This is a genomic window from Campylobacter subantarcticus LMG 24377, assembly GCF_000816305.1.
Classification (GTDB): domain Bacteria; phylum Campylobacterota; class Campylobacteria; order Campylobacterales; family Campylobacteraceae; genus Campylobacter_D; species Campylobacter_D subantarcticus.
This window is the reverse complement of sequence record NZ_CP007773.1, coordinates 1,427,224-1,444,672: the sequence shown is the minus strand read 5'-3', so window position 1 is coordinate 1,444,672 and position 17,449 is coordinate 1,427,224. Positions and strand designations below refer to the sequence as shown.

Here is a 17,449-nt window from a genome sequence, read left to right as displayed (position 1 = left end):
GAGGCAAAATGAAAGGTTTAGAAAAATTAGGTTTAGAAAATGTCGGGCAAATTTTTCATAACATCAGCTACGATGAGCTTTTAAAGCATGAAAAAAACAACCAAGAAGGTGTTTGTACTAAAAATGGTACCTTTAGTGTGGATACTGGAATTTTTACCGGAAGAAGTCCTAAGGATAAATATTTTGTAAAGCAAGATCCTTCACAAAAGTATATTGCTTGGGGTAAGATTAATCAACCTATTAGCGAAGAGTTATTTGAAAAGCTTTTAGCAAAAGCAAAAAAACAACTTAGCAACAGTGATATTTATATTCAAGATGCATTTTGCGGTGCTTCTTTGAAAAGCCGTAAAGCTGTGCGTTTTGTAACACAGATTGCTTGGCAAGCGCATTTTGTAAAAAATATGTTTATTCGTCCAAAAGAAGAAGAACTTGCAGAATTTGAACCTGATTTTGTAGTATATAATGCATGCAAATGCGTGAATGAAGACTATGAAAAAGATGGTTTAAATTCAGAGGTTTTTGTTATATTTAATATAGAAAAAAATATCGCAGTAATTGGTGGAACTTGGTATGGTGGAGAAATGAAAAAAGGAATTTTTTCTATGATGAATTACTGGTTACCACTAGAAAACAAGCTTCCTATGCATTGTAGTGCTAATGTTGGGGAAAAAGGCGATGTAGTACTTTTCTTTGGACTTAGTGGTACAGGTAAAACTACACTTTCAACCGATCCAAAAAGAAAGCTAATCGGAGATGATGAGCATGGTTGGGATGATGAGGGTGTATTTAATTTTGAAGGAGGTTGTTATGCAAAATGCATTAACCTTGATCCTCAAAGTGAGCCAGAAATTTATGGAGCAATCAAACAAAATGCACTTTTGGAAAATGTAGTTTTAAGAGATGATTTAAGTGTTGATTTTAATGATAGATCAAAGACTGAAAATACTAGAGTTTCTTATCCGATAGAACACATTTTAAATCATGAACCAAGCCTTAGTGCAGGACATCCAAATAATATCATTTTTCTTTCAGCGGATGCTTTTGGTGTTTTACCTCCAGTTAGTAAATTAAGCAAAGAACAAGCGATGTATTATTTCTTAAGCGGTTATACTGCTAAAGTTGCAGGAACTGAAAGAGGCATCACTGAACCAGTTGCGACTTTTTCAGCTTGTTTTGGCGAGGTATTTTTGCCATTACACCCAACTGTTTATGCAAAACTTTTAGGTGAAAAAATCAGCAAGTATAATGTTAATGTTTATTTAGTAAATACCGGTTGGAGCGGTGGAGTTTATGGTGTAGGTAAGAGAATGAGCATTAAAGCAACAAGAGCTTGCATTAATGCGATTTTAGATGGTAGTATTCAACAATGTGAATTTGAAAATTATGATTTATTTAATCTTGCAGTTCCAAAAGAATTAGCGGGCGTAGAGAGTAAGCTACTTAATCCTGTTAATACTTGGGAGGATAAAAAAGCTTATGAAGAGACAAAACTAAAGCTTGCAAAAATGTTTGTAGAAAATTTCAAACGCTATGAAGATGTCAAAGAAGGAGCAGAGTTTAAACTAGCTGGCCCTATGATCTAAAAAGAGTTAAGTTCTTTTTAGAATAGTGATTCAGGGTTGATTTGAGTTTCTTTATTTTTTGGAAGCTCAAATCCACCTAGCATATGAAAATGTAAATGAAAGACTTCTTGTCCACTATTTTTTCCACAATTTGTGATTAATCTATATCCGCTTTTATCTAGCCCCAAAAGAGTGGCTAATTCTTGAATAAATTGTGTCATTTCGCTCATTAATTCAGGTCTTAATGCTTGAAAGTTTTCAAAATACTCTTTTGGAATGATTAAAATATGAATAGGTGCTTTAGGATTAATATCATGAAAGGCTAAAAATTTTTCGCTTTCTAAAACTTTATTAGCAGGGATTTTTCCCTCTACGATTAGTTCAAATACGGTTTTTTCTCTCATTTAATAGTCCTTTTTTTATTATTTTTGCTAATTTTAAATAATTTTACATTAGAATGTTTAAAAATAATTTATTTGGAGCTAAAATTGCAAGATATGATAGAAAAAATTGCTTCTGCAAGTACTTTAGCAGAACTTGAAAATATAAAAGTAAGTATTTTGGGAAAAAAGGGTATTTTGACTTTGGAATTTGCAAAGTTAAAGGATTTGCAAGGTGAAGAAAAGAAAGAATTTGCTAATGGCTTAAATAAGGCAAGAGATGAATTTAACGAAGCTTACCAAGTAAAATTAAAAGAATTAGAAGAAAAAGCTTTAAATGAAAAAATGAAACAAGATGTACAGGATTTTAGTTTTTTTGATGAGACTTCAAATGCAGGTGCTTTACACCCAATCATGCAAACCATGGATAAAATCATAGAATATTTTACGGCTTTAAATTTCAGCATAGAAAAAGGGCCTTTGATTGAAGATGATTTTCATAATTTTGAAGCATTGAATTTACCTCAAAATCACCCTGCAAGAGATATGCAAGATACTTTTTATTTTGAAAACAAAACTTTGCTTAGATCGCAAACTTCTCCAGTGCAAATTAGAACGATGTTAGCACAACAACCACCTATTAGAATGATAGCACCGGGAGCGGTCTTTAGAAGAGATTTTGACATTACCCATACACCAATGTTTCATCAGGTTGAAGGACTTGTTGTAGAAGAGGGAGATAAAGTTAATTTTGCAAATTTAAAAGATATACTTGAGCATTTTTTAAAACATATGTTTGGCGATGTAAAGGTGCGTTTTAGACCTAGCTTTTTTCCTTTTACAGAACCATCTGCTGAAGTAGATATTTCTTGTGTATTTTGCAAGGGTTGTGGATGTAGAGTTTGTAAACACACAGGGTGGCTTGAAGTCCTAGGATGTGGTGTGGTAGATCCTAATGTTTATAAATTTGTAGGTTATAAAAATGTAAGCGGTTATGCTTTTGGTTTAGGGGTGGAGCGATTTGCTATGCTTTTACATAAAATTCCTGATTTGCGTTCTATGTTTGAAGGTGATTTAAGATTATTGGAGCAATTTAGATGATTATTAGTAAAAATTGGTTAAATGAATGGATTGATTTAAGTGAGATATCAACACAAACTATAATAAATACTTTAAATTCTATAGGATTGGAAGTTGATAGCTTTAAAAGTGTGAAAGCTCCTGAAAAAGTTGTAGTGGGTAAGGTTTTAGAAAAAGTTAAACATGAAAATTCCGATAAATTAAATATCTGTAAAGTGGATGTTGGGAATGAAATTTTACAAATTGTTTGCGGGGCTAAGAATGTTGATAAAGATCAGTTTGTTGCTGTATCTTTGGTAGGTGCGGTACTTCCTGGTGGACTTGAGATAAAGCCTGCCAAACTTAGAGGAGTTGAATCAATGGGTATGATTTGTTCTTCTAGTGAGCTTGGTTTTGGAAAAAGCAATGATGGTATTATGGTTTTAGATGAAAGTATGGGAGAGTTAGTTTTAGGAAAAGCTTTAAATACCTATGAACTTTTCAATGATGAAATAATTGAAATAGAACTTACGCCAAATCGTGGAGATTGCTTGAGTTTGTATGGTGTTGCTAGGGATCTAAGTGCGGCATTAGATCTAAATTTAAAAGAATTAAGTCCTTTGAAAGAAGGCGAAAATAGCGTAGGCATAGGAAGAATACTTAGTGTTAAAAACCAAAGCGATGTGGAAGGTTTTTTCGCATATAGAGCATTAGAAATCAAGGAAGAATTTAAACTAAATATTACGATAGGAATTCGTCTTGCATTGATCGAGGCTTATAAAAACAACCATATTGAAAATCTTTTAGCATATGCAACACATGCAAGCGGTGTGGTTTTTTGTGCTTATGATTTTCATAAGCTTTGTCAAGATTGTCATGTTGATGAGAAAATTACACTAGAAGTAAAAACTCAAGAGCATGGTGAATACGGAATTTATTATAAAGATGAGCTGATTGCTTTAGCAGGGATAGAACAAGAAGATAAGTATAAAATTAATAATGAGAGTAAAATCATCATCATAGAAGCAAGTTACACTCAACCTCAAATCATAGCTAATGCAGTAGCTTTTCATAAAAAGAAAAACGATACCATATACCGCACTTCAAGAGGCAGCGAACCCAAGCTTTCATTGGGAATGGAGTATTTATTTAATGAATGCTTGAAGATTAATGCTATAAGTGTTTTTTCAGGAAGTCAGCAAATCTTTAAAGAGTGCGAAGCAAAGGTTATTGGTATTTTTGGTACAGAGATTGATAAGATCATCGGTATGCCTATAGACAAAAATATTTTAGTTAAAATTCTTAAAAAATTAGGCTTTGAAATTAGTGTGATTAATGATGAACAATTTAATATCAAAATTCCACTTCATCGCAGTGATATCGTGAATATTGCGGATATTAGTGAAGAAGTGGTAAGGATTATTGGTATTGATAATATTCCTTCAAGAGCTTTAGAATTTAGAGAAAAAAATCGTTTAAATCAAGTGTATTTTGACTATCAAGAAATAAAAAATTTAAGATTAAAAGCTAGTCATAATGGTTATTTTGAAAGTATTCATTATGTTTTAGATAATGAAGAAGAATTGGCACGCTTAGGTTTTAAATGTATAAAAAATAAACTAATCAACCCAATTACTAATGAATTAAATACACTAAGAAGTACTTTGGTTAATCATCTTTTAAATGCTGCAAGTTTTAATTTGAGAAATTCTAAAAAGAAAATTAAGCTTTTTGAATGTGGTAGTGTTTTTGATGAGTTTTCAAATGAGCATACTAAATTTGCAATGATTTTTAGTGGTTGCAAAGAAGAAGCCAAAATAGCAAACAAAGCCAAACCTGTTTTGGTGGATTTTTATACTTTTTTAGCTGAATTAAAAAGTATTATCGGCGAATATAGTTTGCAAAAATCAGAATATACATTTTTAAGCCCATATGAGCAAGCAAATGTCTATAAAAATGGTAAACGCATAGGTTTTGTGGGTAGAGTGCATTTAAGCATAGAAAATGAAAGAGATCTGGCAAAAACTTATATATGCGAACTTGATTTAGAAAGTTTAAAACAAGACTTTAAGATCGCCAAAGCTTACTCTAAATTTCCATCTATGAGCAGGGATTTAAGCGTGGTTATTCCTAAAGGTTTTGAATATGAAAAAATCAAACAAACCATTGTTAAATTAAACATTGAAAGATTAGAAAGCTTTAGAGTGGTGGATTTGTATACAGATGAGAATTTAGGCGATTTTTATAGCTTGACTATTAATTTAGTATTTAGAGATTTTGAAAAAACTTTAGAAGATAATATTGTTTTTGAGTATATTGACAAAATTATCAAAGCTCTAGATGATGAGCATGGTTTAAAACTTCGATGAAAATAAACTCCATTTCTTCTTTTGAAGCAAAGCTTGAAGATATAGCTTCTGATAAGTCTATATCTCATCGCCTTGCTATCTTTTCTTTGCTTACACAAGGAACTTGTAAAATCAAAAATTACTTAAAAGCGCAAGATACTTTGCATACTTTGGCGATTATTCAAGCTTTGGGTGCTGAAGTTAGCATGGATGAGGAATTTGTTTATATTAGAGCACCACAGTATATAAAGTCTCCAAATTGTATTTTAGATTGTGGAAATTCAGGTACAGCTATGAGACTTTTGATTGGTATTTTAAGTGCCATAGAGGGCGAATTTTTTATTTTAAGTGGAGATGAGTATCTAAACGCAAGACCAATGAAAAGAGTAAGTGAGCCTTTAAAACATATAGGAGCTAAAATTTTTGGAAGAGATGAGGCAAATTTAGCACCTATTGCGATTCAAGGAGCAAAGTTAGAAGGATTTAACTTTACTAGCAATATTACTTCAGCTCAGGTAAAATCGGCTTTAATTTTAGCGGCTTTATTTGCAAAAAAAGAAAGCTATTTTAAAGAAATTGAACTTTCAAGAAATCACAGTGAAATTATATTAAATAAAATGGGCGCTTGTATTGAGTATTTAAATCAAGAAAAAACTTCTATAAAAATACAACCATTAAAAACAAAACTCAAAGCATTCGAAGTATGTGTGCCAAATGATCCATCATCGGCATTTTATTTTGCACTAGCAGCTTGTATTTTACCTCATTCAAGGGTTGTTTTGAAAAATGTTTTATTGAATAAAACGCGCATTGAAGCTTTTAAAATTTTAAAAAAAATGGGTGCAAAAATTACATACTATCTTGATAATGATGAGTTTGAAAGTATCGGAGAAATTTGTGTTGAAAGTGCACCTTTAAAAGCAGTAAGTGTAAATGAAAATATTGCGTGGTTGATTGATGAAATTCCAGCTTTAGCTATAGCTTTTGCTTGTGCTAGTGGTAAAAGCGTTATAAAAAATGCTAAAGAATTGCGCGTAAAAGAAAGTGATAGGATCAAATCAATAGTATTAAATTTACAAAAATGTGGCATAAATGCCAAAGAATTTGAAGATGGTTTTGAGGTAGAAGGCGGGGAAGCCAAATGTGCTAAGATCAAAAGCTATGGAGATCATAGAATCGCAATGAGTTTTTTGATTTTGGGATTAAAATGCAACATGGAAGTAGATGATTGTGAGTGTATTAAAACCTCTTTTCCAAATTTTATTGAAATTTTAAAACAAATAGGAGCTAAAGTTGGAGATTGAATTAGCAAAAAGTTATGGTTTTTGTTTTGGTGTAAAACGAGCGATAAAAAAAGCAGAACAGATTAAAGATGCAGCTACTATAGGACCCTTGATTCATAATAATGAAGAAATCACAAGATTATGGAAAAATTATAATGTTAAAACATTAAATGATATTAATGAATTAAGCGCTGAAAAAAAGGCGATCATTAGAACTCATGGTATTACAAAGCAAGATTTAGAAAAGTTAAAGCAAAAAAATATAGAAATTTTTGATGCAACATGTCCTTTTGTAACTAAACCGCAAAAAATTTGTGAGCAAATGAGCAATGAAGGCTATGAAGTTGTTATTTTTGGGGATGAAAATCATCCTGAAGTTAAAGGAGTTAGAAGTTATGTAAGTACAAAAGCTTATGTGGTACTTGATGAGAAAGAATTGCTTGATGTAAAACTACCTTCAAAAGTTGCTGTGGTATCTCAAACAACAAAGAAGATAGAAAAATTTATGGAGATTGTAAATTTTTTAATGCTTAGGGTTAAAGAGGTACGTGTTTTTAATACCATATGCGATGCAACTTTTAAAAATCAAGAAGCGATTAATGAGCTTGCAAAAAAAAGCGATGTGATGATAATAGTCGGAGGTAAAAATTCAGCTAATACCAAACAACTTTTTTTAATAGCTAAAAATTACTGCAAAGAAAGTTATTTGATAGAAAACGAAAAAGAAATCCAAGAAGAGTGGTTTAGTGGTAAGAAAAAGTGTGGTATTAGTGCAGGGGCTTCTACACCTGAGTGGGTGATTGATTTAGTTTTGGAAAAAATCAAAGAATATGTCAAAATTAACTAAGTTTAAAGAAAACAATACTATAATCAAAAATTAAAATTTAAAACAAAGGACCACAATGAGCGAGGTGAACAAAAAAGTTCAAAACAGACTAGAGGATATTATCATAGAAGAAGATTTTGAGCAAATGCTTGAAGAATCTTTTAAGTCTGATGAGGAGGCAACTACACAAGGCATAATCGTTGCTATCAAAAGTGATGAAGTATTTATAAATGTAGGGCAAAAATCAGAAGGTATTTTGGCAACAGAAGAAATTCAAAATGAAAATGGCGAACTTATTTTTAAAGAAGGCGATACATTAGAAGTTGCTATAGTGGGTTCTCGCGGTGGCAGATCTTTACTTTCTCATAAAAAAGCTTTGAGAAAACAAAAAGTTAAAGAATTTATTGATAATTATAAAGATAATGAAAGTATGTTTGATGTGAAAATCATTGGTAAAAATAGAGGTGGCTTTGTAGCTGTGGATGAAAATGGAGTAGAGTTTTTCTTGCCAAAATCACAAAGCAGCTTTAAAGATTCAAACAATATCATCAATAAAACCTTCAAAGTTAAAATCATCAAAATAGACAAAGAAGCTCAAAGCATAGTAGTTTCTAGAAAAAAAATAGTAGATGAAGAAAGAAAAAAACGCAAAGAAATTATTTCTAATGTATTAAATCAAGAAGAAAACATAGAAGGTATTGTTAAAAAAATCACTACCTATGGTATGTTTATTGATGTGGGTGGTGTTGATGGTTTGGTTCATTATAGTGAAATTTCTTATAAAGGACCGGTAAATCCTAGTTCATTATATAATGAGGGCGACAAGGTTCTTGTAAAAGTGATTAAATACGATAATGATAAAAAGCATCTTTCATTATCTATCAAACTTGCTATGCCCGATCCTTGGGATGAGATTAAAGATGGTTTAGAGCTTGGAGATACTATTAAAGTCACGGTTTCAAATATAGAACCATATGGTGCTTTTGTGGATTTAGGAAATGATATAGAAGGATTTTTACATATAAGTGAAATTTCTTGGGATAAAAATGCTAAAAATCCAAAAGATTATATTAGCGAAGGTCAAGAGCTTGATGTAGAAGTGATTGAGATTAATGCTAAGGAAAGAAGACTTAGAGTTTCTTTAAAAAATTTATTAGCAAAACCTTTTGATGAATTTTTGAAAACACATAAAGTAGGTGATGTGGTAAAAGGTAATGTTACTTCTGTGACTAACTTTGGTGCTTTTGTAAAAATTGCAAACTTAGAAGGTTTATTGCATAATGAAGATGCCTCATGGAATAGAAACGATAAATGCAAGGATATTTATAAAGTTGGTGATAATATCGAAGTAAAAATAATCAGACTAGACAAAGAAAATCAAAAAATTTCTTTAAGCACTAAAGAATTACAAAAAAGCCCTGCGCAAATTTATGCACAAAAACATCAAGTAAATGATATTATCTCAGGTAAAATTAGAGATATCAAAGATTTTGGAGTTTTTGTTGAGCTAGAAGAAGGCGTGGATGCGCTTATTCATAAAGAAGACTTAGGTAATATTGATTTTTCAATTCTAAAAATTGGGGATACAATAGAGGCTTTGATTGTTTTTATTGATGAAAAGAAAAATAGAATTCGCTTAAGTGTTAAAAGTCTTGCGAGAATGAAAGAAAGAGAAGCTCTAAATGAAATCAATGATAACGACAAAGTAACTTTAGGTGATATTATCAAAGATCAGCTTTCATAATAAAAAATGAAAAAATATACCCTGTATGGTATTTTAGGCTTTTTAAGCCTAGCTTTGGTTATTGCTTTTATTTTTATGGTGAGATATGTAAGCATTGGGAGCTTGCCTATCTCACAAAATGTTAAATATTCTTTTGATGAAATAAAAAAAGAATTGCCACAAACTTGGCAAGATAAGCTTTCAAATCTTAAAATCAATGATTTTTCCCCAGCAGCAAATGAATTTTATATGAGTTTTAAAATGGATGATTCTATAGTAAAACCAAAGCAAAAATTCTATATGCTTGATGTGAATAAAAACGATGTATATTCGGTGTTTTGTTTAAAGCAAACTTTGCATTCTTTTTTTATTAAATACACTTTAACTCAAAGTAAAGATGAAGTAGCAATTTACCTTGATACTAACAATGAAAAAGTTTTAAATGCTCTGATTGAAAAATTAAAAATTTACAATATAAATGCAAAATTAAAGGAGGTTTGGTTATGAAAAAGATTATTGTGTGTGATGCGATACTAGATAAAGGTGTGGAGCTTTTAAGAAAAGCAGAGGATGTAGAGTTAATCGAAGCAGCACATTTGCCTAAAGATGAGCTTTTGACAAAACTAGGTGATGTAGATGTGGCTATCACTAGAAGTTCTACAGATGTGGATTTGAAATTTATTGATGCGTGTAATAACTTAAAAGCATTAGTTAGAGCAGGCGTTGGGGTTGATAATGTAGATATTGATGAGTGTTCTAAAAAAGGAATCATTGTAATGAATGTCCCAACCGCAAATACTATAGCAGCAGTAGAGCTGACTATGAATCACTTGCTCTGTTCTGCTAGATCTTTTGTAAATGCTCATAATTTTTTGAAAATAGAAAGAAAATGGGAAAGAGAAAAGTGGTATGGCGTAGAGCTTATGAATAAAACCTTAGGTGTGATAGGTTTTGGTAATATAGGCTCAAGAGTTGCTGTGCGCGCAAAAGCTTTTGGTATGAAAGTTATTGCATATGATCCTTATGTAGTAGCATCTAAAATGACTGATTTGGGTATTGAGTGTGTAAATTCTTTAGATGTGATTTTAACCCAAAGTGATTTTATTACAATCCATACACCAAAAACAAAAGAAACTACAGATATGATCTCTTATGATGAGATTGATAAAATGAAAGATGGAGTTAGATTAATTAACTGTGCTAGAGGTGGTCTTTATAACGAAGAGGCATTGTGTGAGGGATTAAGAAATGGTAAAATCGCTTGGCTTGGTATTGATGTGTTTGATAAAGAGCCTGCAACAAACCATCCATTTTTAAATTTTGAAAATGTTTCAGTTACTTCTCATCTTGGAGCAAATACTTTAGAAAGTCAAGAAAATATCGCTATTCAAGCATGTGAGCAAGCCTTAAACGCTGCAAGGGGAATTTCTTATCCTAATGCCTTAAATTTGCTAATCAAAACAGAAGATTTACCAAAATTTGTCGCACCTTATATAGAACTTATTTCGAAAATGGGTTTTTTGGCTGCTCAGCTTGATAAAACTCCTATTAAAGCTATTAAACTTGAAAGCGAAGGGCAAATTAGCGAATACAATGAATCTTTATTAACTTTTGTAACAGTGAGTGTTTTAAGAGGAATTTTAGGAGAAAATATCAACTATATTAATGCGCATTTTGTGGCTAAAGATAAAGGAGTGGAGCTTTCTTCTCATATTTTACCAAGTAGTGGATATAGTAATAAAATTACCATAAAAGTGCTTACAGATAACTCGACTTTATCGATCTCGGGAACGATTTTTGGAGATAATGAGCAAAGAATTGTAGAGTTAAATGGCTTTGATATAGACTTTAAACCTAAAGGAAAAATGATCATCTTAAATAATAATGATATTCCAGGTGTTATTGCTAATGTGAGTGGAATTTTGGCTAAAAATAATGTAAATATAGCCGACTTTAGACTTGGTAGAAATGGCTTTGGAAAAGCTTTATCGGTCATTTTACTTGATACGAAAATTTCAAAAGCATTATTAGAAGAATTAAGAGCGGTTGATGCTTGTATTTTTGCAGAATATGCAGAAATTTAAGACTTTTTATAAGGCTTAATTGTTACAATTTGTTTTTAATTTTAAAATTAAGGAAAATACATGGCTTCTTATGGAATGGGAGATTTAAAAAAAGGTTTAAAAATAGAAATTGATGGTATTCCTTTTAAAATTGTTGAATATCAACATGTAAAACCAGGAAAAGGTCCTGCGTTTGTTCGTATTAAAATTAAATCTTTTATTGATGGTAAAGTTTTAGAAAAAACTTTTCATGCAGGGGATAAATGCGAATCTCCAAATTTAGAAGAAAAGCAAATGCAATATCTTTACGATGATGGTGAAAATTGTCAATTCATGGATACACAAACTTATGAGCAAGTAGCAATTAGCGATGAGGATGTGGGTGAAGCTAAAAAATGGATGCTCGATGGAACCATGGTTGATGTTTTATTTCATAATGGAAAAGCAATTGGTGTTGAAGTACCTCAAGTAATGGAACTTAAAATCGTTGAAACAGCACCAAATTTTAAAGGCGATACCCAAGGTTCAAATAAAAAACCAGCTACTTTGGAAACAGGTGCAGTGATTCAAATTCCTTTCCATGTACTAGAAGGGGAAGTAATCCGTGTTGATACTGTGCGTGGAGAGTATATAGAAAGAGCAAATAAATAAAAGCCTTTTTTAAGGCTTTTAACTTCTTTTTTTATAACTTATTATAGTAAAATGGTTAAATATAATCGCAAATATATCAAGTATTATAAAATTAGAATAAAAATTTGTTGTATCAACTTTTTTAGAAAAATCTTTTTTAAAGATTCTATAAAGTATTTTAATGGATTTGGATGGCTTAAAATATAAGCCCATTTTGGCATAGAAAGTATAAAAGTAAAAAGTCCACTCATTAATATAAAAATCATCATGAAGCAAATAATTACAAACATAGCTTGTGCCATGGTATTAGAATAGTTAGATATGATAATTCCAAATACAAAAATAGCTAAAATATAAATTAACACCACAGTGCATAGTAGAATACATTACTTTTAGGATACAAATCATAAACAAAAAATGAAACCAAAAGACTATGTTAAAAGCAACTATGCTAATTATTTAGTATATAATGAGCTTGGCTAGTATAAAATTAAATTCAGAAATAGGGCTAATATTTACTTGTTCAATATTCCCTTTTTTCTTTTTCGTTTACAATGTTAATTGCTGGAAAAAACCACAAAGTAGAGTAAATGCTATAGTACTTAAAGCAGGAATCATATAATGTTGATAATTAAGATTTGGATTAAATTTGAAATTGCTTAAGATGTTGATTTTGTATTGTTTGAAATTTAAGCTTGAAGCGATGATTTTGTTTATATAGGTTAAGGATATATTTGCTTTTACTCCATTTATAGCATTAATATAATGAAATAAATTTAATTTATTTTCTTTGGAAAAATTGCGTTCAAAATTTGAGTTAAATTCTAGTATTGTATCATAAATGTTATTTTCTATACATTTTTTAACATCTTTGCATGTGGAAAATATTGTGATATGTTTGTACAAATTCAAAATAAGGGTTATTTATTATATTTGAGTATTTGTTTGCTAATATTGTCTTTTGATTAATTTAAAATGCTAAATTTATATGATTTGCTTCCATGCTAAGTGCAAAACCAAAGAATAAAATTCGCACTATAGGCATAAAATACTATCAACATAGTTCTTTTATCCCTTATAATAGCAAACTTTCTTTTTAACAATAGCTAGAAAAAGATTCATTTTAAGATCTTTTTACTTCTTTTGTTGGTTGAAAAAATACTTCTTGTATATCTTTAGCATTATATGTTCTTATTAAATTTTTTGAAGTATCTAATATTTTGATTTTGCCATCTATCTTGATGCCTATTCTATTGCAATATTCCATCTTGACTATATAATGTGTCGTGATAAAAAAGAAATATTTTATCACTTGTTTTGCAAATAAACCCCCAAAATCCCTTCTTATTTTTTGGATCTACACTACTTATGAGCTCGTCTAAAAAATAATCTTTGGCTTGAGTAAAGTTGGGCTAACTTTTTTATAATAATGATTCTCCATTTTCTCTTATTGTTTTAGCGCTTAAACCATATATTGTGCTAAATAATTTTATATTTTAAAAACACTTAGATTTTCATAAGGTGAAAATATTTGACTCATATAGCTTATATTTTGTTTTATTTTTTCACTATCTTTATATATATCATATCCACCAATAAAAGCATTTCCACTTGTTGGCAAATCCAAGTCGCAAAGCATTTTATATCAGCGTTTTCCCTGCTCCATTGGTTCCTAAAAGGCAAATATTTCTCCTTTTTGAACTTCAAAATTTAGATTGTCTACTGCTTTAAAAGTTCTAAAATATTTACAAAGATTAGAAGTTTTTATAATATTATCCATAGTTTAATTCCATAAAACAATCTTCTATATTTGCATTGATTTTATATAAGGAAAGTTTTTGATTACATTTTTTCTATTGTAGATAATCATTTAGAAGTATTGGTATGTTCTTTAAAAAGAATATGAATATTTTCTTTAAAAGCATAAAAATTTTACACCATCATCATTTTTTAAAATTGCCATAATATTTTTGATTTTTATTTCCTCTAAAGCATAAATTTCTGTTGAATATTTTCACATAGTGTTTTTGGTTTGTCTAGTTTTATAAATTTACCATTTTACATAAAAGTGATTTTATCTGATCTTGTAATTTTATCCATGTAATAGCTTGTTATAACAATGCTTTATAATACATCCCAAAAATCTTTTCTTGAACAAGAATCCACCCCAGTTGTAGGTTCATCTAATATTAAAAGTTTTGGTTTATGAATGAGAGTACAACATAGAGCTAGTTTTTGTTTTATTCCTCCAGAAAGTGCACTTTCTTCTTTTTATTTTTCTGATATATGAGTAATGTTTCTTGTAAATTTTCTCTCCAATTGTAAGAGTGAATTTTGAAAAAAAATCTATTTATCTATACTAAGATCCCCATAGAGACTAAAATAAGGACTCATATAGGCTATTATTTTCGAATTTATTGATAGTCTTTTGCTAGATCATATTCATAAATTTTAGTTTTTGTTGTATCGGGTAATATAAGTGTGCTTAAAATTTTTAACAAAGTGCTTTTGCCAGATCCATCTGCTCCAATAGTACCTAAAATTTCACTATCATTTAGGTTAAAATTAATATCACTTAGAATTTTCTTATTATTGTAACTTTTATAAAGATTTTTTACTTCAATCATGGCAAAAATATACTTCAGTATAGGTTTTGATTTTCAAATAATCATTGTTTTTGAGATTTATTTTTATCATATAAACAAATATTTTCTCTCTTATGATAGTCTTTGGTGTAAATTCAGCTTTTTGTGAAATATAAGATATAACATCTTGGTAATTTTCACCCATGCCAGAAATTATTTTACCTTATCTTTGAGTTTTATTTTATTGCAATCTTCATTGATAATATAAGCTTTAAGATATAAGTTTGATAAATCTGCTATTTTAAATAATGCTTGATTTTTATTTATAACTCTCCAATAAAAGCATACTTTTCTAAAACAGTATTATAAATAGGTGATCTAATAAAGCTTTTAGCGATACTATCTTTCAAGATAGCAATTTGAGTCAATGCGGTTTGAATTTGTTCATCTATAGAAGCGTTTTTAAGGGTTAATTTTCTTTTAGCATTGATTTCTTTTTCTAATAACGAATATTTTGCATTAATATTATCATATTCTTTTTGAGAAATTGCCTCATTTTTCAAAAGTGTATAATAGCGTTTTTTATCTACCAATGTGTCTTTAAAGGTGAGAGTTGGTTTTTATATCTAGTTTTGTAGTTTTAATACTTCAATAACATGATAAAGCTTTTTCTTTTTTAACTCCAAAGTAACACTATCTATTTTTCCTATTATTTGGTCTTTTTGTAGTTTTTGTCCTTCTTGGATATTAAATTCTAAAATTTTTCCTTGTATTTCACTAGAGACAATTATCTCATCACTTTCAAAAATTCCCATTGCATCAAATTTATTATTTGAATTAGAACATGCATAAAAAGAAAATATTGCTATGATAAGCAAAAGAAATTTGAGCATAGTTTCACTTTAAATTTATTATTTATTTTTAGTTTATTAAAAAACAAAAATAATCTTAAATAACAAGAGTTTATAAAGTTCTTAATTTATTAATTTCATCTCTAAGCATTGCCGCTTTCTCAAACTCAAGATTTTTAGCTGCTTCTAGCATTTGTTTTCTTAATTCTTTTACTATTTTAGCGCGTTCTTTCGCAGGCATTTTTTCAAGTTCTTTGCCTTTACGATAAATTTCTCCTTGTTCAAGCTCATGTTTTAAACTTTCTTCTATGTTTCTTTTTACTGAGGTTGGTGTGATGTTGTGCTTTTTATTATAAGCTTCTTGTAGGGTTCTTCTTTCATTGGTGGTATCGATAGCTTCTTGCATAGATTTTGTGATTTTTTTAGCAAAAAGCAATACTTTTCCATTGACATTTCTAGCCGCGCGTCCCATCGTTTGAATGAGTGCAGTGGTGCTTCTTAAAAAGCCTTCCTTGTCTGCATCCATAATCGCTATAAGGGAAACTTCAGGTAAATCAAGTCCTTCTCTTAAAAGATTAATCCCGATTAAAATATCAAAAGCGCCACTTCTTAAGCCACGGATGATTTCATTGCGCTCAATTGCATCAATTTCTGAGTGCATGTATTTTACTTTTAAGCCAAGTTCTAAGTAGTATTTACTAAGCTCTTCAGCCATTTTTTTAGTTAAAACGGTTATTAAAACTCTTTCATTACGCTCTATAACTTTTTTAGCTTCATCATATAAAATTTCTACTTGATTTTCACTATCTTTGATTTCTATTTTAGGATCTAAAAGCCCTGTTGGACGCATGATTTGATAAAAAATATTTTCTTTGCTTAATTCTAGTTCTAAAGGTGCAGGTGTAGCTGAAACAAATAAAAATTTACAATTTTTATTAATAAATTCATCAAACATCAAAGGTCTATTATCTAAGGCACTTGGCAAGCGAAAACCATAATCAACCAAAGTTTGCTTTCTGCTTCTATCCCCTGCAAACATTCCGCGAAATTGTGGTAAAGATACATGAGATTCATCTACAATGACTAAAAAATCTTGATTTTTAATGGCAAAATAATCAAAAAGCGTATAAGGTGTATCGCCGCTCTTAAGCCCTGTTAAATGCAAGGCATAATTTTCTACCCCTTTACACATGCCGGTGCTTTGAAGCATTTCAAGGTCAAATTCTACCCTTTGTTTTAGTCTTTGTGCTTCTACGAGTTTATTTTCATTTTCAAAATAAGCAAGGCGTTTATTTAATTCAGCTTTTATACCTTTTATAGCCTCTTTAAGTCTAGTTTCACCTACGCTAAATTGACTAGTTGGATAAAGTATAAATTTTTTTAAGTCTTTACCTTTTTTATTTTCTAAAACATTATAATGATACATCGCCTCAAGTTCATCGCCAAAAAATTCAAGTCTAATAGCTTCATCCTCATAATAAGCTGGATATATATCTACTATATCTCCATTTACTCTAAAATCAGCTCTATCAAAGAAGTTATCATTGCGTTTATAACCCATATCTACAAGTTTTTTTAAAAGTTCTTTTTGTGAAATTTGCATATTAAGCTCTAAAATCAAAACCATACCCACATACTCACTTGGATTTCCCAAACCATAATTTGCTGAAACACTAGCTATGCAAATAACATCATCATAACTTAAAAGCGAAGCACTTGCGCTTAGTCTTAATCTTTCTAAGTCTTCATTAGTAGAGCTGTCTTTTTCTATAAAAACATCGGTTCTTGGAATATAAGCCTCGGGTTGATAATAATCATAATAGCTTATAAAATACTCCACATGATTATTTGCAAAAAAGCCTTTAAATTCACTATAAAGTTGCGCGCATAAGCTTTTATTGTGACTCATGATAAGAGTAGGCATGTTTAAGTTTTTAATGATATTTGCCATAGTGAAAGTTTTTCCACTACCTGTAACACCTAGCAAGGTTTGGTATTTATTGCCTGCTTTAATGCTTTTTACCAAACCATCAATGGCTTGTTTTTGATCAGGACTTGGACTAAAGTCGCTAGTAAGTTCAAACATAATTTTTCCTAACTTGTATTTTTACTAATTTTACACAAAATTTTTTCTAAAAA

Annotated in this window: 18 protein-coding genes and 1 pseudogene; 9 read left to right on the top strand and 10 right to left on the bottom strand. The window is 30.0% G+C overall.

All coding sequences use genetic code 11. The features are described 5' to 3' along the window. Positions 1-8 precede the first annotated feature (8 nt). Positions 9-1,583 (top strand): phosphoenolpyruvate carboxykinase (ATP), encoded by a 1,575-nt coding sequence (gene pckA, locus CSUB8523_RS07430; protein ID WP_043020077.1) that lies wholly within the window; start codon positions 9-11, stop codon positions 1,581-1,583. Between the two features lie 17 nt (positions 1,584-1,600). Here the strand turns inward: pckA and CSUB8523_RS07425 are convergent, their stop codons facing one another. Beyond that, positions 1,601-1,966 carry a histidine triad nucleotide-binding protein gene (locus tag CSUB8523_RS07425; protein ID WP_039664385.1) on the bottom strand — a complete coding sequence of 122 codons (366 nt, stop codon included), beginning with the start codon at positions 1,964-1,966 and terminating at the stop codon, positions 1,601-1,603. 84 nt (positions 1,967-2,050) lie between these two features. On the opposite strand from CSUB8523_RS07425, the gene pheS reads away from it, so the two are divergent. The 8 genes from pheS to efp are packed head-to-tail and all read left to right on the top strand — an operon-like array spanning position 2,051 to position 11,895. Next, complete coding sequence (gene pheS / locus CSUB8523_RS07420) at positions 2,051-3,043, top strand: phenylalanine--tRNA ligase subunit alpha (protein WP_039664384.1); 993 nt, start codon at positions 2,051-2,053, stop codon at positions 3,041-3,043. Further along, positions 3,040-5,370 carry a phenylalanine--tRNA ligase subunit beta gene (gene pheT, locus CSUB8523_RS07415; protein WP_043020076.1) on the top strand — a complete coding sequence of 777 codons (2,331 nt, stop codon included), beginning with the start codon at positions 3,040-3,042 and terminating at the stop codon, positions 5,368-5,370. The genes pheS and pheT overlap by 4 nt, the downstream gene beginning before the upstream one ends. After that, positions 5,367-6,653, top strand: coding sequence for a 3-phosphoshikimate 1-carboxyvinyltransferase (gene aroA / locus CSUB8523_RS07410; protein WP_039664382.1), 1,287 nt, complete (start codon positions 5,367-5,369; stop codon positions 6,651-6,653). The genes pheT and aroA overlap by 4 nt, the downstream gene beginning before the upstream one ends. Then, positions 6,643-7,479, top strand: a complete 837-nt coding sequence (locus CSUB8523_RS07405) for a 4-hydroxy-3-methylbut-2-enyl diphosphate reductase (protein ID WP_039664381.1) — start codon at positions 6,643-6,645, stop codon at positions 7,477-7,479. Before aroA ends, CSUB8523_RS07405 begins: the two co-directional genes overlap by 11 nt. A 55-nt stretch (positions 7,480-7,534) precedes the next feature. Further along, a complete protein-coding gene (locus CSUB8523_RS07400; protein WP_039664380.1) occupies positions 7,535-9,202 on the top strand; it encodes a 30S ribosomal protein S1 in 1,668 nt (555 codons plus the stop codon). Positions 9,203-9,208: 6 nt separating this feature from the next. Then, positions 9,209-9,688, top strand: a complete 480-nt coding sequence (locus CSUB8523_RS07395; RefSeq protein ID WP_039664379.1) for a hypothetical protein — start codon at positions 9,209-9,211, stop codon at positions 9,686-9,688. Beyond that, positions 9,685-11,265 (top strand): alpha-ketoglutarate reductase / D-3-phosphoglycerate dehydrogenase, encoded by a 1,581-nt coding sequence (locus CSUB8523_RS07390; RefSeq protein WP_043020075.1) that lies wholly within the window; start codon positions 9,685-9,687, stop codon positions 11,263-11,265. Before CSUB8523_RS07395 ends, CSUB8523_RS07390 begins: the two co-directional genes overlap by 4 nt. 60 nt (positions 11,266-11,325) lie before the next feature. Continuing rightward, positions 11,326-11,895, top strand: a complete 570-nt coding sequence (gene efp / locus CSUB8523_RS07385; protein ID WP_039664377.1) for an elongation factor P — start codon at positions 11,326-11,328, stop codon at positions 11,893-11,895. Positions 11,896-11,978: 83 nt separating this feature from the next. Here the strand turns inward: efp and CSUB8523_RS10710 are convergent, their stop codons facing one another. The 9 genes and pseudogenes from CSUB8523_RS10710 to uvrB form a co-directional block, all read right to left on the bottom strand. Continuing rightward, positions 11,979-12,242, bottom strand: a complete 264-nt coding sequence (locus CSUB8523_RS10710; protein ID WP_052243006.1) for an ABC transporter permease — start codon at positions 12,240-12,242, stop codon at positions 11,979-11,981. A gap of 181 nt (positions 12,243-12,423) precedes the next feature. Further along, entirely contained in the window at positions 12,424-12,786 is a 363-nt protein-coding gene (locus CSUB8523_RS09615) for an ABC transporter permease (protein WP_052243005.1), read from the bottom strand. Positions 12,787-13,363: 577 nt separating this feature from the next. Further along, the gene (locus CSUB8523_RS10070; RefSeq protein ID WP_158336831.1) at positions 13,364-13,513 is read right to left on the bottom strand and encodes a hypothetical protein; all 150 of its coding nucleotides are present in this window, start codon (positions 13,511-13,513) and stop codon (positions 13,364-13,366) included. A gap of 485 nt (positions 13,514-13,998) precedes the next feature. Next, positions 13,999-14,124 (bottom strand): annotated as a pseudogene (locus tag CSUB8523_RS10705) (ATP-binding cassette domain-containing protein); the annotation flags it as partial. Between the two features lie 164 nt (positions 14,125-14,288). After that, positions 14,289-14,501, bottom strand: a complete 213-nt coding sequence (locus tag CSUB8523_RS09610; RefSeq protein ID WP_052243004.1) for an ATP-binding cassette domain-containing protein — start codon at positions 14,499-14,501, stop codon at positions 14,289-14,291. Continuing rightward, a complete protein-coding gene (locus tag CSUB8523_RS10065; RefSeq protein WP_158336829.1) occupies positions 14,494-14,664 on the bottom strand; it encodes a hypothetical protein in 171 nt (56 codons plus the stop codon). Before CSUB8523_RS10065 ends, CSUB8523_RS09610 begins: the two co-directional genes overlap by 8 nt. 118 nt (positions 14,665-14,782) lie before the next feature. Further along, a complete protein-coding gene (locus CSUB8523_RS07365; RefSeq protein ID WP_039664376.1) occupies positions 14,783-15,052 on the bottom strand; it encodes an HlyD family secretion protein in 270 nt (89 codons plus the stop codon). A gap of 33 nt (positions 15,053-15,085) precedes the next feature. Further along, positions 15,086-15,352: an HlyD family secretion protein gene (locus CSUB8523_RS07360; protein WP_043020074.1), complete on the bottom strand. Its 267-nt coding sequence runs from the start codon at positions 15,350-15,352 to the stop codon at positions 15,086-15,088. A 70-nt stretch (positions 15,353-15,422) separates the two neighbouring features. Beyond that, positions 15,423-17,396: an excinuclease ABC subunit UvrB gene (gene uvrB / locus CSUB8523_RS07355; protein WP_043020073.1), complete on the bottom strand. Its 1,974-nt coding sequence runs from the start codon at positions 17,394-17,396 to the stop codon at positions 15,423-15,425. Positions 17,397-17,449: the final 53 nt, after the last annotated feature.